Genomic DNA, 19,340 nt, shown 5'->3' with positions numbered 1-19,340 from the left:
ATCTCTGCTTTGTAGAACCTAATGCTGTGATTCTCTGTTGACCTCCATTGCAATTCGTGCTAAATTGATTTTCTATGTTTGTTCCGAGTACAAGGGAAGGAAACTCATGAAACTCACGCCTCAAGAAATTCAGCTGTTTCGTCACAACGGCTTCATCAAATTCCCAACGCAGCTGCCTATGGATCGGGTAGAGGCACTAAAAGCAGCGGCGTTAAAGGACATGACGGATGTTGTAGAACCTGTAGCGAGGCAAGACGGTAGAATCATCCGAATTTCCGCAATTTGGGAACGCGGTGGTATCTTTCGTGAGACAATCACCTGTGATGAGATCCTCAATCCATTGGAATCGCTATTGGGTTCGGATATAGAATATGTATTGAACCGCCACAATCACATTTATCTCAGGGACGCAGGTTCAAGTCATTCGCTTGCGTTGCATCGTGATGTCCGCCACTGGTCTCGCACAATCGCCACGGTTCTCGTCTATTTGGAAGACACGAATTTGGAGAATGGTTGTACGCGTGTTGTACCAGGGTCTCACCATCTACCTGCGTTCGCAACGCTTAAGGATGACACAGTTCAGGAGATTGCCGCATCACAAGCCATTCCGTTGCCAATGCCAGCGGGCGGTTTGCTCGCTATTGATAGTATGATAGTTCATTCTGCGGGTGTTAATCACACTGATGGCACGCGGATGAGTATGACGCTCGGTTACCATAGTGCCGATGAACTCGTATGGGAAGACAACCCCAGAAGGGTGCTTGTTCGCGGCACGCGACCATATCGCGGAAACGATAAACCCCGAGAATAATTAAGGCGAACTTGCAGGTGAGACTTGAAGAAATCAGCTGTTTTCATTTTTTTTCAAAAAAATCCCATTTTTTCTTGACAAACGTCAAACGATGTGGTATACTTAATAACGTCCTTGAGATGAAAAGCCTCTTGATGACGAGATTGAAAGATGACGAGATTGAAAAATTTGGGCGGGTAGCTCAGGTGGCTAGAGCGACAGCCTTACAAGCTGTAGGCCACAGGTTCAAGTCCTGTCCCGCCTACTTGCTGTGACTGTCGTGAAGTGAAAAGTTTCTCGATTGCGAGGTTAAAAAAGAAGTAAAAATATTATGGGCTCGTGGCGCAGTTGGTCTAGCGCGCCTGCCTGTCACGCAGGAGGTCGCGGGTTCAAGTCCCGTCGGGCCCGCTTTGATTATGCCGAATTAGCCACACGTTGTGTCCTACAATGCTGTGGCTTTTTCGTTATAGGACAGTTTACCACAGAATCTCTATCTAAAAATCTCACTTTAAATGCAGGCTTGCAAATAGAACTTCACTATAGAGGAGCGGAACCGTTGTGCTCGATCTTAAACTTATTCGCGAAAATATTGAAGCTGTCCGCCAGATGTTAGCGGACCGCCACATTGAGGCTGATTTGGATCGGTTGGTAGAATTAGATACGCGTTGGCGTGAGAACTTGACGTATACACAATCCCTCAAAGCACACCAAAACAAGGTATCCCAACAGATTGCCCAGCTAAAAAAGCAAAAACTGGATGCGACAGAAACAATCACGGAGATGCGGGAACTCTCCCAAAAAATCAAAGAACTCACCGCCGAGGCTAACGATACAAAAGCCGAAGTAGATGCAATCCTATTGACGATTCCGAATATGCCGGAGGCAAGTACACCTGTCGGTGTCGGTGAAGAGGATAACATCGAAATCAAAACGTGGGGTGAATTGCCCAGTTCCGATTTTGAACTCAAACCGCACTGGGAAATCGCTGAACAGTTGGATATTGTCGATTTTCAACGCGGTGCGAAGGTGGCGGGAAGCAACTTTGTCCTCTTTAAGGGTTTAGGGGCTCGGTTGGAACGCGCCCTGATTCAATTCATGCTTGACCTGCACACCACCGAACACGGCTATACGGAAGTATCTCCGCCGTTCCTCGCCAACCGACCGACAATGACTGGCACGGGTCAACTTCCGAAATTTGAGGCAGATATGTATCGGTGTGACAGGGATGAGGAGAATCCTGACAGCGATCTATTCCTGATTCCGACGGCTGAAGTGCCTGTGACAAACCTCTTCGCTGGTGAGATACTTTCTGCAGATGAGTTGCCTATCTATTATACCGCTTATACCCCCTGTTTCCGACGCGAGGCGGGTGCTTACGGTAAGGATACACGCGGCTTGCAACGCGTCCATCAATTCGACAAGGTAGAGATGGTGAAGTTCACAACGCCTGAGACTTCCTACATTGAGCACGAGTCGTTATTAGAAAATGCTGAGAGTGTTTTGCAGGCACTCGGTTTACCTTATCGCGTTGTGCAACATTGTACAGTGGAGCTCGGCTTCGCCGCTGCGAAATGCTACGATATTGAGGTCTGGGCACCGGCGAGACAAAGGTTTTTGGAAGTATCCTCGTGTAGTAACTTTGAGGCATTTCAAGCGCGGCGTGCGAATATCCGATTCCGTCCAGAACCCGGCGCGAAACCGGAATTTATTCACACACTCAATGCGTCTGGCACGGCATTACCTCGCGTCGTTATCGCACTCCTTGAGACGTATCAGAACCCCGATGGCACGGTTCGTGTACCTGCTGTCCTACAACCCTATATGGGCGGCATGACACAGATTGGGTGATGCCATTGAAACGCAACGACTCTCCAGAAACCGACTCGCTCTATATCAATTTGTCGGTTCCATCCGCGGTCGGAGGACTTTCAATTCCTTGAGTAAGACATCTTTTTTTTCTCTCTCGTCCTGTTTAAGTTGTTCTGTGTCTCCGACGTTTGTTTCCACCACAAATCCTGCGTCTTTGATCATCTGGAGCGTGCGTGATGCCCCTGTCCCTGTTGCGTTCAGATAACCCTCTATAAACATCGAATTTGCCGGATAGAGTGCCATCACTTCCATACTCCGTAGATGGTGTTCCCTACCTGCTGCCACCCGTATTTCGGCGCGCGGATTCAAGAATCGGTACAGACATAGTACGCGTAGACAATAGTCAGGATTCAGTGTCGGTGTTTCTATTAATTGCGTTCCAGCGATTGGAAGGAAGAAATTGACCGGTAGCGAAGCCACCTCAAGTTCTCGCAGTGCTTTTGCGACTTGGATTAAGTCATCTGTCTGTTCACCCATCCCAACGATAACACCAGAGCAGCAAGCCAGTCCAACCGTCTGTGCGGCTTGTAATGTTTCCATTCTATCCTGATAACTGTGTGTACTACATATCCTTGGATAGTGGGCTTCAGAAGTATTCAGATTGTGGTTCAATCTATCCAATCCTGCAGTTTTCAGCGTCCGAGCTGCCTCTACATCAATCAGTCCAGCAGAGAGACAGACTTCAATCGGGTAACGCGCTTTCACAGTGCTAATCAATTCAGCGAGGTGTGCGACCCGTTTACGTGAAGGTCCACGTCCGCTCATTACGATACAGTAGCGGTATGCCCCTGATTCGTAAGCACGTTCGGCTTCTGCTAAAATCTCAGCATCGGGTTTTAGAGGATACGCCTCAATATCTGCTGTCGCGGAATTCGCCTGTGCGCAGTAGTGGCAATCCTCTGGGCAATAGCCGTTCTGGGCATTGTTCAGGATATGTAATTGGACTGTATTTTGGAAATAGGTTTTGCGCACCTGATACGCAGCATCCAAAAGCGGTAGTAATTCCACCTCTGAAGCGGTTAAAATCTTTTCGCAGCAGGTATCAGAGATGCGTTCATCTTGAAGACTTGTGGATGTTAATTTTTCGTAAAATGTTGTTTTCATCTTTCGATTTTCTCTGTTCTATCAGAATTTTAGGGCTTGTATATTTTTCGTCAGTCTGTCCCTAAACATCCCATACAATGTCAATAGCGTTAAAGACTGGACCTTCGGTGCAAACACGTTGATACTCGAAGCTATTAGTGCCTGTGCGGACTGGACAAACGCAGCCGAGACAGACACCCAGTGCACATCCCATCCGATTTTCCATAGCGATTTGGGCGGGAACTTCAAAGCCCACTGCTATCTTTGTAACAGCAGCTAACATGCCGTGCGGTCCACATGCGTAAATCGTCGGATGTAGGAAGGGTTTGCAACCCTGACTCCCGCGCTGCTTCAGTAGGTCTGTGAGAAGGTCAGTGACATAACCGTGATGACCTACGCTTCCGTCGTCTGTCGCAATGTGTACTGTGATGCCAATGGATTCTAAATCCGATATACTCAAGAGTCGGGCGTGATACTGTGCGCCTACTAATCCGATCGTCTCTATACCGTTCTTACGTAATGCCACGGCGAGTAACATGAGTGAGGCAATACCGGCACCACCGCCAACAAGAATTGCGGGTTCTGGTTTTGGTGTGAAGTTGAACGTATTGCCGAGCGGTCCTAATACTTGCAATCGCGCGCCTTTCGGCATTTCTGACAGATGCTTTGTCCCATCCCCAATAATTTGATAAAGCATTGTTATTTCGCCCCCTTCTACCGTATAGATGGTAAACGGACGACGGAGTAAAAGCCCAGGACCTTGTGGAATCATAACGTGGATGAATTGTCCTGGACGTGCATACTGTGCAATCTCAACACACTCACAACGCAATAGGTAATGCGCTTCTGCTACTTCCTCATTTGACAGAATAGTTGTATGGATGTCATAATTGTTTGACAAACGGTCATTTCGCATAGCATATATGTTACCACGAAAAGCGGGATATAGCAAAGTTATTCGGGGGTAAAAGAATTTGCTTGCAATTTTTGCGAATTATGTTACAATTACGCGCCAAGGAGAATCGCAAATAGTGGAAAATATATTGAAGTTTCGCAACGACTACCGTTTCAAAATCGTCCAGTTTACCGATATTCATTGGCACAACGGTGAAGCACCGGATAAGCAGTCGGCAGCGTTGATGAAACAGATAATGAAAGCCGAATCCCCGGATTTAGTTGTGCTAACAGGCGATATTTTGGCTGGTGGTGGCTGCGATGATGCTGCTGACTCCCTCCGACAGGTTATCAAGATTGTTGAATCGGGAGGCATTCCATGGGCAGCGGTTTTGGGCAACCACGATGACGAAGGCAACGCCGATCGCCATAAACTCATGGCGGTTATGCAGGAAAGCACGCTATCCCTTGCTCAACCCGGACCTGCAGAAGTGCCTGGGGTCGGGAATTACATTTTACCCATCCACAGTTCTGAGGGGAGTGTAACAACTGCCATCTTATATTTTATTGATTCGGGCAGTTACGCCCAAACAGATATTGGCGGCTACGACTGGATCAAACGGGAGCAAATTGCTTGGTATCTGCAAGAATCCGCGAAGATTACCGCTGAAGCCGACTATCCACTTCCCGCACTCGCCTTTTTCCACATCCCGATCCCTGAATATAACGAGGTATGGGATTTTCATACCTGCTATGGTGTGAAGTATGAGGATGTTTGCGCCCCTCGGGTGAATAGTGGGTTTTTTGCTGCGATGCATGAGGCTGGCGATGTAATGGGGACCTTCGTCGGGCATGAACATATCAACGACTTTTGGGGTGATTTGCATGGGATCCGGCTCTGTTACGGGCGCGCCACGGGTTACAATACTTATGGTAGAGATGGATTTCCACGCGGGGCGCGTGTGATTCTATTACAAGAAGGTTCGCGGCAATTTGAGACATGGCTTCACCTTGACGATGGTACGACGGTCCATGAGCAACCCGAGCATACGCCGCGCCAGCGAACTGTGGCTGGTGAGAGTGGGTTGTACGGTGTATAACGAATTTAGTTTTCATTTTTTAGGAGGAAAGTGTGAGAGCAAATTCCCAAATCTCTATCCGACACGAAGGAAAAATCGCAATACTTGACATTACCGGGTATCTCACCGATGCTTCTGAACCTATATTAAGTAAGGCTTACGCCGATGTTGAGGTTCAGAATGCCGAAAAGGTCTTGCTCAATTTTGAACGGCGCAGCTTCATTACAAGTAGTGGGTTCGGTGAGATTATCAGATTGCTCTGGAAAATGCGAGACAAAGGTCAGACTTTACGCGTCGCACACCCGTCTAGACAAGTTCGCAATATTTTTAATACCATTGGGCTTACACAGAGTATCGGTGTTTTTGAATCCGAAGCGGCGGCTTTGGAAAATTTCTAATCTGTTTTTTCCTTTCGGGTTTCGTCTCAGTTCAAGGGAAGAGGGTGTACATATTCATATTTAGCACTATACCTAATAAACTCCAAAGGCTTCCGGCAAGGAACTGACCGAATACAAAGCCCAAGAAGAGTGGTAACGCCTTGCGATAGGCGCGCACCCCACCGCCAGTGAAAAGTATCTGTTTAAAAAGCCACCCTAAAAAGATTGAGAACCACATCCAACCGATAGCCCATCCGTTCCCAACGGCGTAGCCGACAGGATAAAACGGCCACCACAGAAACTGGCGTTTCAGAAACGTCAGGACACTGGTGAAGAGAAAACCAAAGACGATATGTTGGATAGCCGGTATATTCGGTGCTCGCGGTGCAATAATCCAACTTTGTAAGCGGTTAAATTCACCAATTCCCCACCGGGCAAACCGGTACTCATAATAGAGTGCCACATGCCCAACGATCGAAACGATTGTCCCCACAATTGATGCCACAATTAGAGCGATGACCAATCTATTCTCATGCAAACGGAAATGCCTACTAATCTTGAACGCTTCCAGTTGATGTGGCATTGGATGGCATCGGTAGCCGTATGCTAACCACGACAGCAACGTGGTGTTCGTTAGATTTTGGGCACCCAAGGGTCGACTCCCTATGAACAGCAACATAATCCTGTCCGGATGCATATTGTGGAGTTCATGTGTCGGTGGTCCCAGTTCAGCACGCATCCGTGTCATCCCCAGACACAACACCAAATAGATGCTGAAGTAACCGAGCGCGATCCACGGCGACAACCCCGCGAAATACCAGAACGCCAACACCGACCCCATACCGATCAATAGCCCAAAGACGGCGAGTTGATATAAACCGTCTTTGGATCTAAAGGAAAACACACCGCTGAGGACTTCAAAAATTTGTCGTCGGCTTGTGACAAGGGCGAGAGCACCGATGCCGATCCATGCCCCGCCGCGCTGCACACCTTGTAAACCGATAGCGGTTGTCCAGCCTGTTGCACTGAAAAAGACGCGCTGCGCGCCCCAAAATAGATAGAAAAACCAAAACGATAATGCCAACTCCAGTGGCATCAAGTATCCAAACCCTATCGCAAATGGATAAACGTAAATGGGCAAACGTCCCACTGCATTCCACGGACGTTCAGAAAAATAGAGTTGATACTTGATTTTCAGCGCGGGGATCGCGGGAAAGAGGTAGTTCAGTCCTGCCAGAATCTCCAACCCAAACGCGATCCCGAAACCGAGCCAAATCAGCTTGTTGCGAAAGAGCGCAGATGTATTGCCGAGCAGCTCGACTGGCAGTGTTGTCAGTGGATAACTCAACTTTTCGTGATCGACCCACTGCCTTCTGATGATAATATTGACGCAGAGCATCATAAAGAGAAGAACGATCACCAAGCCGCTCCACGCCACAATCGGCCACATCCACGCTTGCAAGTAATGTTCCTGCCAAAACGTATCGTCGCCCTCAAAGTAACCCTGTTTCGCGTGATGTCGGTGCGAAACCTTTGAAAATCTTTTTCAGGAGTGGGTTGATGAGTGCTAAGAGGAAGAATGTAAAGAGAACTGTCGGAAAGATAGAAAAGTCGGTGAGTTCCCAAACGACGCGATTTTCTGCAGAGATAATCCAGTAACAGGTGAGGATAATGAGGGCTGAACCCAGAACGAGGGTGCCGACAATGAACCGAAACGTTGATGGCTTTTCGACATCTTCGCTTGTGTGTGACGCTTTGTGATTCATGTTTATAGTATATCATATCGGTTAGTATGGGGCAAACGATACGTGCCTACTTGATAGGGCTATTTAGCTTTCCGCTTTTTTAGGCGTTTTTGGTTCCCAGACCCGGTAGGGGCGGTTTCCTAACCGCACCGGATCCTTGAAAAAAGACGCGAAACTCAATAATTCCCTTAAAACTAAAGGTCCCTAACCCATTGATTTGTTCCCGTGGTTTATGCTATAATTCCCCTAACATCACAAGCAAAGGATTCAGGTATGGCAATCAAAAAATCCCAACTCTACGCAAAACTATGGCAAAGTTGCAACAAACTGCGCGGCGGTATGGATGCCTCCCAATACAAAGATTACATCTTGACGCTGCTGTTCATGAAATACGTCTCTGATAGGGCAGAAAGGAATCCCCGCGAGGTCATAAAAGTCCCAGAAGGTGGAAGTTTCGCTGATATGGTGAAATTAAAAGGCGACAAGGAGATTGGTGATAAGATCAACAAGATTATCGCTAAATTCGCTGAGGCAAACCACCAAATAAGCGACTTTAATCAGGCTGATTTCAATGACGACAATAAACTTGGCAAAGGCAAAGAGATGGTGGATCGCCTCTCTGGACTCGTGGAAATCTTCAACGACCTTGACCTCAGTGCAAACCGCGCTGAAGGGGATGACCTTTTAGGCGATGCTTATGAATATCTGATGCGGCATTTCGCGACAGAGTCTGGCAAAAGCAAGGGGCAGTTCTACACACCTGCTGAAGTTTCTCGTATTATGGCGAAGGTTATCGGCATTGGTCCTGATACCCAAAGGATAAATACGATATACGACCCGACCTGCGGTTCCGGTTCGCTACTGCTGAAGGCAGCCGATGAAGCACTGCGCGGAATTAGTATCTATGGACAGGAGAAGGACAATGCCACCTACGGACTCGCACGGATGAATATGATACTTCACGGTAATGCCAGAGCAGAGATAAGTCACGGGAATACACTCTCTGCACCTGATTTTACAGATTCAGCTACCCGTCTCAAACGCTTCGACTTTGCTGTAGCGAATCCACCTTTTTCTGACAAAGAGTGGATGACCGGGTTCACTCCTAAACAAGACGAATATGCACGTTTTGAATACGGCATCCCGCCTGCCAAAAATGGCGATTATGCGTTCCTCCTACACTTCATCGCATCCCTCAAAAGCACAGGTAAAGGGGCAATCATCCTACCACACGGCGTGCTATTTCGCGGCAACAAAGAGGCAGACATCCGCAGAAACCTCATCGAACGTGGGTACATCAAGGGCATTATTGGTCTGCCTGCCAATCTTTTCTACGGCACCGGCATCCCCGCCTGTATTATCGTTATTGACAAGGAAGGTGCCGCACATCGGACTGGTATCTTTATGATAGATGCCAGCAAAGGTTTCCTCAAAGATGGCAACAAAAACCGACTTCGCGCACAAGACATTCACAAAATTGTGTCTGTCTTCAACAAACAGACTGAAATCGACGGATATTCCCGTATGGTGCTGAAATCTGAAATTGTTAACCCCGCTAACGCCTATAACCTCAATATCCCACGCTATATTGACAACAGCGAACCCGAAGACCTCCACGATCTCAACGCGCACCTGAACGGTGGGATCCCAAACACCGATATTGACGCGCTTGACGACTATTGGGAAGTGTTCCCTACATTACGCCAAGAGTTGTTCAGAGCAAACGGCAGACCCGGTTACAGCGACCCACAGGTGGAAACGCAACACGTAAAAACGACCGTCCTCTCACATAACGAGTTCACAGACTACCAGCAGCGGGTAACCGCTGTCTTTGAGAGGTGGCGCAGCACACATGAACCGCTGTTGGGTGGTATGGATGCGAATACCAAGCCAAGAGATGTTATTGATGCACTCTCGGAAGACCTGCTGATGCAATTCGACAATTTACCGCTCCTTGACCCTTACGATGTCTACCAGAAACTGATGGACTATTGGGATGAGGTGATGCAGGACGATGTATATCTCATCACCATAGAGGGGTGGGTGGAAGCATCGCAACCGCGCGACCTCATCCAAGACAAAGACCTCAAGGAAACTCCCGACCTTACTCTTAAGAAAAAGAAATATAAGATGGATCTGATTCCACCGGCATTGATTGCAGCACGCTATTTCGTCGGTCTACAGGAAGCTGTTGAGATCTTGACGGCAAAGCAAGAGGCTGCTGCGAGTGCGTTAGCGGAATACATTGAGGAACACACCGGTGAGGACGGATTGCTCACCGATGCTGTCAACGACAGTGGCAATATCACCGCTAGCAGTGTCAAGGAACGCTTGAATTCCCTCAAACCGCAGTTGCTGCTGCTCCGCGGGCCAGAGCGAAACCTCATGGACGAAAGCAATGCCCTTAAGCACTGTCTCTCGTTATTTGATGCAAAATCCAAAGCGGACAAGGCAGTAAAAAAGACACGCCTTGCATTGGATGAATGGGTGTTAGCGCGCTACGCAACGCTCACCGAAACGGAAATCAAGCAACTCGTGATTGACGATAAATGGTTTGCCACAATTCAAGCCGACATTACAAGCGAAGTGCAGCGGTTGACGCAGAACCTCACCGAACGCGTCAAGGAATTAGAGGAACGCTACGCACAACCCTTGCCATCTCTAACGCATGAGGTGCAGGGGTATAGCCTGAAAGTTGAGAAGCACTTAAAACGATTGGGAATTTCACAAACGACATCTGTCTGAATCGCGGGTTATCGCGGACTCCACAAATTTCCGTGCGCTTGTTGTAGCACAAACTTTAGTTTGTGCATCTATAGCTCGCAAACTAAAGTTTGCGCTACAAGTAGAAACTTTTCATCCACTTTGTGCACGGATAAGACACAGGCTATCAATTAGGATAGAAAACATGCACACCACAAAAACACACGTAAAAAATCCATCTGATACCTCTGACGAACCCCAGAACTCACAACGATTTAGCGGTAAATGGGAAACAAAGCGGTTGGGCGAGATTTCGGATGTAAATCCCCAGAATTTCTCAAGTAATACGAATCCCAACTACGAATTCAACTACATCACACTTGAGCAAGTTGATTCTGGAAAATTACTCGGTTATTCTGAAGAGGTTTTTCGGACTGCACCTTCAAGGGCGCAACGTATACTTCGGAATGGCGACGTTCTTATGTCAACTGTTAGACCAAACCTTATGGCACATCTATTTTTTCACGGTCAAGTGCCGAATGCAGTTTGCTCAACGGGTTTTGCTGTCCTCCGCGCCAAACACGACTCATCCGTTCCTTATTTTCTATTTTCCCAACTATTTAGCGAGGGTGTGAATGACCAGATTGACAAAATACTTTCAGGCTCAAATTATCCTGCTATCAATAGCCGAGATGTTAAATTAATTGAGATTCCCTGTCCTCCTCAAGTTTCGGAACAACGCGCCATCGCCGCCGTCTTATCAGATGTAGATGGGTTAATCAACGCATTGGACGCACTCATCGCCAAGAAGCGCGCCATCAAGCAAGCCACCATGCAGCAACTGCTCACCGGCAAAACGCGCTTGCCCGGCTTCAGCGGGGCATGGGAAACAAAGCGGTTTGAAGAACTATTTAGACGATTAAACGGGAATTTCCATAAAATCCAAGCCTCTGAATACAGCGTTAATGGGTCCCACCCAGTTATTGATCAAGGCCAAAACGCTATTGTCGGATATTCAGATCAAACAGAAAAACTGTTTAAATGTCCAGCAGATGGAGTGATTGTATTCGGAGACCACACCAGGATATTTAAGTTTGTTGATGTGGACTTTTTAATTGGAGCTGATGGAACGCAACTGCTTGCAGTGAAAAGAGATGATATGACGAAGTTTTTCTATTATCAACTTTTAACAAAAGATATTCCTAATACTGGTTATAATAGACATTTCAAGTTCTTAAAGGAACTCACATTCAAAACTCCAAAATCAGATGAACAACGCGCCATCACCGCCGTCCTTTCGGATATGGATGCCGAGATCACTGCACTGGAGCAACGCAGAGACAAAACCATCGCCATCAAACAAGGCATGATGCAGCAACTCCTCACAGGGCGGGTGCGGTTGGTCAAACCCAAATAACTGGCGTAAGCAACATTTATTAAGGAATTATGATATGCACAAGAAAATAGATAATAGAAAGGATTATATACACAATCATTTCGTACCAGAATTTTATTTGAAAAATTTTACATTTGATGGCAACAGATGTTGGATTATTCGCAATGGAAAAATTTTCAGCAATAGTATATCGACTATAGCTTATGAAGATTACCTCAACTCACATGAATATGAAATATTTTTAGGCAAAAATTATGAAAAAATATTTAGTGAATGTATAAACCAAATGCTACTTGAAACAAGGTTGTATAATTTAGGTTTATATCCTGCTCTATATTCGGGGTGCTGGGATTTCCTATTTGATTTTGTAGCATTTATGTGGTCTCATAATAAATATACTCGGGAAATGGTAGCACAAGAAATATCAGATAATTTGAAACAAAACCCCAAATTTTCATCAGTAAACCATGATATTAGATGCAATGATTTTTATGCTCAGGATGTCTTTGAATCCATAAGAAATGCTATCGCTGGCTCGCGAGCCGTAATAAGAGTGAATAATAGCAAAGAATTTGGATTTATTACATCGGACAATCCATGTCAGATTGCTCGAGTTAATGAGGATCTGCTAAGAAATATAAACTCACCTGAGGTTTTTGAAAAACACAGTAACTTTGCAAATAATGTTAAAGGTAATTACAATGTACAAGTTTTAGAAGGAACAAAAATAGTTGGTGGCAAAATCAACATAAATCTTGATGATGATTCAATCTTGGCGATGCCATTAACACATGACATATATCTGATGATGTTCAAAAATCAGGATGCGGCCGAATTTGTGATGAAAGAGACATCTTTTTTAAAAAATGATATTAGATATGCATGTAATCAATTCACGTCCGCGAATAAAAAATATGAATGTTATTCAAAAATAAAAGATTCTTTAAGTGTTCCAATAGCCTGGCCAGTCTAAAATTGGGAGTAACCCCGCTCGTAGTAGGGCAATTCATTGCCCGTTTCTGAGCGGAGACGTGCGATAAATCGCACTACTACGAACTTACTAACGCTTACGCATTCTTCTTAAAGTCCCCTGATAAGGGGATTTAGGGGATTAAAGTATGGAAAATACTGCTTTTTTGTGTCCAAAGGTCCGACATTTGCCCATCTTGTGTAAGTCCTATTAAGTTTAGAGAAGGAATGTAAATGACGAAACCCCACGAATTCCCAGAAGCAACACTCGGAGATCGGTTGCATACACTCGCAAAGTCGGGTGGGGGCCTGTGCACAACGATGAGTGGAGGAGGCGCGTTCCAGAAAAGAACTACAAAAATAGGGGACTCGTTTCTGGAATTTATCACGGCTCCGTAGACTTCCTATGGACGTGTTTCCAAAGCGCGCCTGTCAACAAGAAAACTGACACAAATCGTGTATATCAAATGAAGTACCAACTTGAGGTATTGAATGCCATTACCTAACCTGAATCATGAGGGCGAATTGCCAGAGGGAATACACCCCGCAACGATTGATGAAGTCGTTGCTCAATTTGGTAGCGGAACGGAACAACGGATAATTGTGACTGAGCGTTTGAAACGCATCTATCAACTTGCTAAGGCAACAGGTCACCTTCAGCAATTACTTATTTTTGGAAGTTATATCACTACAAAACCGGAACCGAATGATATTGACATCATACTTATCTTTAATGATAATTTCGACATGAGAACTTGCAGTGAGGAAGTGAAAAAACTTTTGAACCATCAACAAACGGAAAATGAATTTGGAGCCAGCATTTTCTGGATACGTCCGTCGTTACTATTGTTAGAAACCCTTGAAGAATTTATTGAAGGTTGGCAGGTTAAACGTGACGGAACTCGTCGCGGTATCATAGAGGTAAAAAATGATTCAGAATGATAAGGAACTCAAAACGAGCCAAGAACGTATAGCGTATTTTCAAAAGTTACTCCTACAATTGAGAGTTCAAGCCACGCCTGAAGAATTTCCGTTCGTTTCAAGTGGCTATCGGATGGAGATAGAGAAAATGCAAGCAGAAGTTCTTGACTATCTAACCCGACATATTAGTGAAAAGGCGCGAGCTATGTCTATCAATACCATAGAGAAAGATTTTATTGATAAAGTCTCGGCACAGATTCGGGTTTCACCTGATGGCAGAGATCGTTTTCGCGTGTTTACCCCTTTCCGGTTTGACGACGGTGATCACATAGCCATTGTTCTAAAAAAAGAACAAGGCCGTTGGTTACTCTCAGACGGAGGGCATACCTATATGCACCTGACCTATGATATTGATGATAAACTTCTTCATACTGGAAATCGCAAGAAGATCATCTTAAGGGCCCTTTCTCTCTTTGACCTTGAAGATCGCGATGGAGAATTAATACGTGAGGTATCGAATGGCAATTATGGTGAGGCACTCTATGACTTTGCCCAGGCACTGCTAAGAATCGCCGACGTATCCTATTTGTCAAGGGAACGGGTTCAATCCATATTTACGGAAGATTTCCGCACCTTGTTGAATGAAAATGTGCCAAAATCGCGCATCTGTTTTGACTGGAGCGATCCAGAACGAGATCCACAAAAAAACTATGTCGTAGATTGTCGAATTAACGGGATGCAGGAACCGCTTTTTGTGTTTGCACTTAACAGTGATAATAAAACCCGCGATGCTACAATTGCTCTCTATCAATTCAAGGAGTGGCAGATCCCGTTCCGTTCTCTGGGCATCTTCAAGAATAAATCGGATATCAGTCGCAAGGTGCAGGAGCGTTTCAGCGATGTATGCGATAAAACGTTCTATAGCCTGATCTTAAACTATGCGAGTATTCAAGAGTATCTCGTCGGTAATATCGGCAATACCGAAGAATTAGAAACCAAAAGGAAATGGTAATTCATGATACCTCACCCAATAAATTGAAGAAATGGGAACAGGGACGTTAGACATGATCCGCCGTTTCAGTGATGCCGGCTTACCCGAACCCGAATTCACCGACACCGGTGGATTTAAGATAACAATTTGGCGTACTACATATCCAAAGCAGCCAGAGTCACAGCCAGAGTCACAGCCGAAGGGCCTCAAGTTCAGCGTACTAAACCTACTGACCAGGGGTCCAATGCAAAAATCCGAGTTATCCAGAAACTTAGGGCAAAGGGTCGTCTCAGGGCCCCTGAATGCAGTCGTGCGGAGACTCCTAAACGAAGAGATGATTGAATACACACTGCCAGAGAAACCTAATAGTCGTCTACAGAAGTACCGGCTGACAGATAAAGGAAGGAACGAACTCGCGAATCTAAAATCAGGAAATGCAGTATAATACCAATTCTAATTGATAATTCCTCTTAAAAGGTTGACTATTTTTCAGCGATGCTCGGTGCGGTTAGAAACCGCACCTACCGGGTGTGGTGTGAGTGGGTTCGGTTAATGCGAGATAAACTTTTAGAAATGGTATAAGATGCAGTATATGTAGATTGGTAGATGAACGGGCCCCAAAAATCATTCGGGGAGAAGGAAGGCATGCACATCATTCGTGAAACAGAAAAAGATACACAAAAACGCGTCATAGAATTCTTCCAAGATGCCTTGAACTATACCTACCTCGGCAATTGGGCAGATAGCGTTAACGAAAACAGCAATATCATCCCTGAAGACCTTGCTGACTGGCTGCGGAAACAGAACCACGACCCCAATATTATCAGTAAAGCCGTGTATCAACTACAACAAGCAGCGAAAATCGGTGGAAGTCGAACGCTTTATGATGCAAACTTTGAGGTCTATGAACTTCTACGCTACGGCGTAAAGGTGCAACCGGATATCAGTGAACACCATAAAACTGTCTGGCTCATAGATTGGAAAAATCCTGAAAATAACGACTTCGGTATCGCCGAGGAGGTCGCGATTAGAGGAAAACACAGCAAACGTCCCGATCTTGTGCTGTATATCAATGGTATCGCTATCGGTGTGTTAGAGTTAAAAAGTGCCATCGTCTCTATTTCTGAAGGTATCCGTCAAAACCTTGCCAGCCAAACGGAGACGTTCATTGAGTGGTTTTTTAGTACAGTGCAGCTGGTGATGGCAGGAAATGAAACTGAAGGATTGCGTTACGGCGTTATCAAGTCACCTGAAAAATACTGGTTGCGATGGAAAGAAAAGCCTGCACAGTTAGAGACCGAGAACAATCCGTTACTCAGAGAACTCAGTCAATTTTGCAACAAAGAACGGATGCTTGAAATCCTACACGATTTCATTGTATTTGATGCGGGGATAAAGAAAATCTGCCGTCATAATCAGTACTTCGGTGTGAAGGCAGCCCAAGCGCGCGTCAAGCGTAGAGAAGGCGGGATTATCTGGCACACACAAGGCAGCGGAAAAAGTTTGGTGATGGTCTGGTTAGCAAAATGGATTCTGGCAAACAACCCTAACGCACGGGTCCTCATCATCACTGACCGCGTAGAATTGGATGAACAAATTGAAGGTATTTTTCATGGTGTCAAAGAGAATATTAAGCGAACAAAGAGCGCGGATGATCTGAAGCAAGTGCTTAGCGATTCTACAAATCGGTTAGCCTGTTCTCTTATTCACAAGTTCGGCAAGTCGGGAGAGATAGAAGACACAGATGTTGATATCTATGTAATGGATTTAAAGCAGAATCTTTCCGATGGTTTACGTGTAAAGGGCGAATTTTTTGTATTTGTAGACGAATGCCACCGCACACAGTCGGGCAAACTCCACAAGGCGATGAAGGAACTCCTTCCCAACGCCATGCTAATTGGCTTCACAGGCACACCCTTGCTAAAGCGCGACAAACAACGGAGCATTGAGACATTCGGTAAATTTATTGACACCTATAAATATGATGAGGCAGTCCATGATGAAGTCGTGCTTGATCTGCAGTATGAGGCACGCGATATTGACCAGAATCTCACTTCGCAAGACCGTATTGACCAATTTTTTGATAGCAAAACCCGCGGGTTAAACGATGTCGCGAAAGCGCAGCTCAAGGAACGTTGGGGAACGATGCTAAATGTGGAAAGTTCAATGAATCGCCTACGGAAAATAGTCGCAGACATTGTTTTAGATATGGGCACGCGCGACCGATTGAAAAGTGGGAAAGGGAACGCAATGCTTGTGGCAAACAGTATCCTCTCTGCTTGTAGGCTCTACAATCTATTTCAAGATACACCTTTGCGAAGGAAATGCGCCGTTGTGACATCCTATAGACCGACCACAGAATCCATCAGATTGGAAGAAACAGGGGAAGGGCTCACTGAAAACCAGCAGAAATACAACACCTATCGAGAAATGCTCGCAGCACATTTTAACGAATCACCAGATACAGCAATACATAAGGTTGATCAGTTTGAACAGGAGGTCCAGAAACGTTTCATTGAAGAACCGGCGCAGATGAAGCTCCTCATCGTCGTGGACAAGTTGCTCACAGGTTTTGACGCACCCCCTGCCACCTATCTTTACATAGACAAAAGCATGCAGGATCACGGGTTGTTTCAAGCAATTTGTCGCGTTAATCGCATTGATTCTGATGACAAGGAATTCGGCTACATCGTGGATTACAAAGACCTGTTCGGATCTCTGAAGCAAGCAATGACAGACTACACGGGTGAAGCGTTTGAAAACTATGATATCGAAGATGTAGAAGGGTTATTGAAGGATAGGCTTGAAAAAGGCAGGGAACGATTAGAGGACGCACGCGAAGCGATTAAAGCGTTATGCGAACCCGTGGATCCACCGAAATATATCCAAGATTATATCCGTTACTTCTGTAGCGACGAAAGCGCAAACGCTGAGCAGATCAAAGCGAAAGAGCAGAAACGAATAAAACTCTATAAATTGACTGCAGCCTTAGTGCGTGCTTATGCTAACCTTGCAAATGAGATGGAGGCGGCAGGATATAGTGCCGCGGAAGCAGGGAAAATCAAAAAAGAGGTAGCAGACTACGAATATGTACGTCTACAAGTAAAACTGGCAAGTGGGGATTATATTGACCTGAAGATGTATGAGCCTGATATGCGCCATCTCTTGGATACTTATATCCAAGCCGAGGAGAGTGAGACGCTCTCAACATTTGACAATATGCCGCTTGTTCAACTGATTGTGAATAAGGGTGCTGATGCGGCGGTTGAGAAATTGCCAGAAGGTATTCGCACAAATCCAGAGGCGATCGCAGCAACAATAGAAAACAACATTCGACGCGTCATCGTTGACAAATCAGAAATCAATCCCAAATACTATGAGGATATGTCACGACTGCTTGAGGAACTCATTCGTCAGCGGAGACAGGATGCCATCAATTATCGGCAATATCTATCCGAGGTTACGAGTTTGAGCAAACGGGTTATTGATCCTACTGCAAACTCGGACTATCCCCCAGATATCGATACACCACCAAAACAAGCTCTGTTTGATAACTTACCAGACGATATGCCTGTTGATCGTAGAACTGCGATGGCAATAGCGATAGACGAGGCTATTATGGATGCAAGAAGTGATGAATGGAGAGGGAATGGATTTAAAGAACTTGAAGTCCGTAATGCCATCGAGATAGTTATCTTGGATGATTTTGATGACGATACCATTGACGTTGATAAGATGTTTAATATTGCAAAAAACCAAGATGAATACTAAAATAGATAATTATCATATTGAAGTACGGGGTCTCTCCATACAGATAGTCCGTAAAGACATTAAGCATTTCTATATCAGTGTCCATCCGCCGAACGGACAGGTGCGTGTGTCTGCACCGCTGCGACTTGACGATGGTGCCGTGCGGATGGCTATTATTTCGCGTTTAGGATGGATTCGCCGGAAGCAGTCAGCGTTTATGAAACAAGAACGCCAGTCAGAACGCGAGTATGTGTCTGGTGAAAGTCATTATTTTGCAGGTAAACGTTACAGACTAAAAGTAACAGAGCAGGACCGACCACCAACGGTTCGCTTGCTTAACAATACGAGGATCGGATTAGTCGTACGTCCAGGAACAGATCGCAATAAACGGGAGGCGGTACTTTACGAATGGTACCGTGAACATCTCCGCACACAACTACCACCCCTCATTGCCAAATGGGAACAGAACATGGAGCTAACTGTTAACGAGGTACGTATCAAAAAAATGAAAACGCTTTGGGGCTCCTGCAACATTGAGGCGAAACGCATCTGGCTTAATCTTGAATTGGCGAAGAAACCGAAATCGTGTCTGGTGTATGTATTGGTGCATGAGATGGTGCATCTACTGGAGCGCACACATAACGATCGGTTCCGTGAATTGATGGATCGTTTCCTACCACAATGGCGAACATATAGGGATACGCTCAACCGTGCCCCCTTGGCACATGAAGATTGGGGATATTGACTTAGAAACCTTTATACTGTGTGAAACT

General features: G+C 45.7%; 17 protein-coding genes and 2 tRNA genes. 15 read left to right on the top strand and 4 right to left on the bottom strand.

The annotated features are described in order from the left end of the window. Positions 1-106 precede the first annotated feature (106 nt). From OXN25_13675 to serS, 4 genes are all read left to right on the top strand, one after another. Positions 107-811 carry a phytanoyl-CoA dioxygenase family protein gene (locus tag OXN25_13675; protein MDE0425905.1) on the top strand — a complete coding sequence of 235 codons (705 nt, stop codon included), beginning with the start codon at positions 107-109 and terminating at the stop codon, positions 809-811. A 170-nt stretch (positions 812-981) separates the two neighbouring features. After that, positions 982-1,055, top strand: a tRNA-Val gene (locus tag OXN25_13670). A gap of 68 nt (positions 1,056-1,123) precedes the next feature. Beyond that, positions 1,124-1,198 (top strand) — tRNA-Asp (locus tag OXN25_13665). 150 nt (positions 1,199-1,348) lie between these two features. Further along, positions 1,349-2,638, top strand: coding sequence for a serine--tRNA ligase (gene serS, locus OXN25_13660; GenBank protein ID MDE0425904.1), 1,290 nt, complete (start codon positions 1,349-1,351; stop codon positions 2,636-2,638). Between the two features lie 45 nt (positions 2,639-2,683). On the opposite strand, the gene bioB is transcribed toward serS, so the two are convergent. Both bioB and OXN25_13650 read right to left on the bottom strand, forming a co-directional pair. Continuing rightward, positions 2,684-3,763 carry a biotin synthase BioB gene (gene bioB, locus OXN25_13655; protein MDE0425903.1) on the bottom strand — a complete coding sequence of 360 codons (1,080 nt, stop codon included), beginning with the start codon at positions 3,761-3,763 and terminating at the stop codon, positions 2,684-2,686. Positions 3,764-3,824: 61 nt separating this feature from the next. After that, complete coding sequence (locus OXN25_13650) at positions 3,825-4,658, bottom strand: dihydroorotate dehydrogenase electron transfer subunit (protein ID MDE0425902.1); 834 nt, start codon at positions 4,656-4,658, stop codon at positions 3,825-3,827. A 115-nt stretch (positions 4,659-4,773) separates the two neighbouring features. Between OXN25_13650 and OXN25_13645 the strand changes: the two genes are divergently transcribed. Continuing rightward, complete coding sequence (locus OXN25_13645; protein ID MDE0425901.1) at positions 4,774-5,736, top strand: metallophosphoesterase family protein; 963 nt, start codon at positions 4,774-4,776, stop codon at positions 5,734-5,736. A gap of 32 nt (positions 5,737-5,768) precedes the next feature. After that, a complete protein-coding gene (locus OXN25_13640) occupies positions 5,769-6,113 on the top strand; it encodes an STAS domain-containing protein (GenBank protein ID MDE0425900.1) in 345 nt (114 codons plus the stop codon). A gap of 31 nt (positions 6,114-6,144) precedes the next feature. Here the strand turns inward: OXN25_13640 and OXN25_13635 are convergent, their stop codons facing one another. After that, positions 6,145-7,554 carry a hypothetical protein gene (locus tag OXN25_13635; GenBank protein MDE0425899.1) on the bottom strand — a complete coding sequence of 470 codons (1,410 nt, stop codon included), beginning with the start codon at positions 7,552-7,554 and terminating at the stop codon, positions 6,145-6,147. Between the two features lie 31 nt (positions 7,555-7,585). Continuing rightward, positions 7,586-7,858 (bottom strand): hypothetical protein, encoded by a 273-nt coding sequence (locus tag OXN25_13630; protein ID MDE0425898.1) that lies wholly within the window; start codon positions 7,856-7,858, stop codon positions 7,586-7,588. A 252-nt stretch (positions 7,859-8,110) separates the two neighbouring features. Here OXN25_13630 and OXN25_13625 point away from each other — a divergent pair, with 252 nt between their 5' ends. From OXN25_13625 to OXN25_13585, 9 genes are all read left to right on the top strand, one after another. Beyond that, positions 8,111-10,582, top strand: a complete 2,472-nt coding sequence (locus OXN25_13625; GenBank protein ID MDE0425897.1) for a class I SAM-dependent DNA methyltransferase — start codon at positions 8,111-8,113, stop codon at positions 10,580-10,582. Positions 10,583-10,745: 163 nt separating this feature from the next. Beyond that, positions 10,746-11,957 carry a restriction endonuclease subunit S gene (locus OXN25_13620; GenBank protein ID MDE0425896.1) on the top strand — a complete coding sequence of 404 codons (1,212 nt, stop codon included), beginning with the start codon at positions 10,746-10,748 and terminating at the stop codon, positions 11,955-11,957. A gap of 34 nt (positions 11,958-11,991) precedes the next feature. Then, positions 11,992-12,909 (top strand): DUF4238 domain-containing protein, encoded by a 918-nt coding sequence (locus OXN25_13615; protein MDE0425895.1) that lies wholly within the window; start codon positions 11,992-11,994, stop codon positions 12,907-12,909. Between the two features lie 230 nt (positions 12,910-13,139). Next, positions 13,140-13,304: a hypothetical protein gene (locus tag OXN25_13610; GenBank protein MDE0425894.1), complete on the top strand. Its 165-nt coding sequence runs from the start codon at positions 13,140-13,142 to the stop codon at positions 13,302-13,304. Positions 13,305-13,397: 93 nt separating this feature from the next. Further along, complete coding sequence (locus OXN25_13605) at positions 13,398-13,847, top strand: hypothetical protein (GenBank protein ID MDE0425893.1); 450 nt, start codon at positions 13,398-13,400, stop codon at positions 13,845-13,847. Continuing rightward, positions 13,834-14,838, top strand: a complete 1,005-nt coding sequence (locus OXN25_13600) for a DUF1828 domain-containing protein (GenBank protein MDE0425892.1) — start codon at positions 13,834-13,836, stop codon at positions 14,836-14,838. The genes OXN25_13605 and OXN25_13600 overlap by 14 nt, the downstream gene beginning before the upstream one ends. A gap of 31 nt (positions 14,839-14,869) precedes the next feature. Next, complete coding sequence (locus tag OXN25_13595; GenBank protein MDE0425891.1) at positions 14,870-15,262, top strand: hypothetical protein; 393 nt, start codon at positions 14,870-14,872, stop codon at positions 15,260-15,262. Between the two features lie 200 nt (positions 15,263-15,462). Continuing rightward, positions 15,463-18,588, top strand: a complete 3,126-nt coding sequence (locus OXN25_13590) for an HsdR family type I site-specific deoxyribonuclease (GenBank protein ID MDE0425890.1) — start codon at positions 15,463-15,465, stop codon at positions 18,586-18,588. After that, the gene (locus OXN25_13585) at positions 18,578-19,312 is read left to right on the top strand and encodes a SprT family zinc-dependent metalloprotease (GenBank protein MDE0425889.1); all 735 of its coding nucleotides are present in this window, start codon (positions 18,578-18,580) and stop codon (positions 19,310-19,312) included. The genes OXN25_13590 and OXN25_13585 overlap by 11 nt, the downstream gene beginning before the upstream one ends. Positions 19,313-19,340: the final 28 nt, after the last annotated feature.

Source organism: Candidatus Poribacteria bacterium, from assembly GCA_028820845.1.
Taxonomy (GTDB): Bacteria; Poribacteria; WGA-4E; order WGA-4E; family WGA-3G; genus WGA-3G.
Note: the sequence above shows the minus strand (reverse complement) of the source record. Positions and strands in the feature narration are given on the sequence as shown.

What these genes read in the sequence shown, in the direction of transcription:
- OXN25_13590 (MDE0425890.1), top strand. Translation starts at nt 15,463, where the DNA reads ATGCACATCATTCGTGAAACAGAAAAAGATACACAAAAACGCGTCATA.
- bioB (MDE0425903.1), bottom strand. Translation starts at nt 3,763, where the DNA reads ATGAAAACAACATTTTACGAAAAATTAACATCCACAAGTCTTCAAGAT.
- OXN25_13585 (MDE0425889.1), top strand. Translation starts at nt 18,578, where the DNA reads ATGAATACTAAAATAGATAATTATCATATTGAAGTACGGGGTCTCTCC.
- OXN25_13650 (MDE0425902.1), bottom strand. Translation starts at nt 4,658, where the DNA reads ATGCGAAATGACCGTTTGTCAAACAATTATGACATCCATACAACTATT.
- OXN25_13595 (MDE0425891.1), top strand. Translation starts at nt 14,870, where the DNA reads ATGGGAACAGGGACGTTAGACATGATCCGCCGTTTCAGTGATGCCGGC.
- OXN25_13630 (MDE0425898.1), bottom strand. Translation starts at nt 7,858, where the DNA reads ATGAATCACAAAGCGTCACACACAAGCGAAGATGTCGAAAAGCCATCA.
- OXN25_13600 (MDE0425892.1), top strand. Translation starts at nt 13,834, where the DNA reads ATGATTCAGAATGATAAGGAACTCAAAACGAGCCAAGAACGTATAGCG.
- OXN25_13615 (MDE0425895.1), top strand. Translation starts at nt 11,992, where the DNA reads ATGCACAAGAAAATAGATAATAGAAAGGATTATATACACAATCATTTC.
- OXN25_13610 (MDE0425894.1), top strand. Translation starts at nt 13,140, where the DNA reads ATGACGAAACCCCACGAATTCCCAGAAGCAACACTCGGAGATCGGTTG.
- OXN25_13625 (MDE0425897.1), top strand. Translation starts at nt 8,111, where the DNA reads ATGGCAATCAAAAAATCCCAACTCTACGCAAAACTATGGCAAAGTTGC.
- OXN25_13620 (MDE0425896.1), top strand. Translation starts at nt 10,746, where the DNA reads ATGCACACCACAAAAACACACGTAAAAAATCCATCTGATACCTCTGAC.
- OXN25_13605 (MDE0425893.1), top strand. Translation starts at nt 13,398, where the DNA reads ATGCCATTACCTAACCTGAATCATGAGGGCGAATTGCCAGAGGGAATA.
- OXN25_13675 (MDE0425905.1), top strand. Translation starts at nt 107, where the DNA reads ATGAAACTCACGCCTCAAGAAATTCAGCTGTTTCGTCACAACGGCTTC.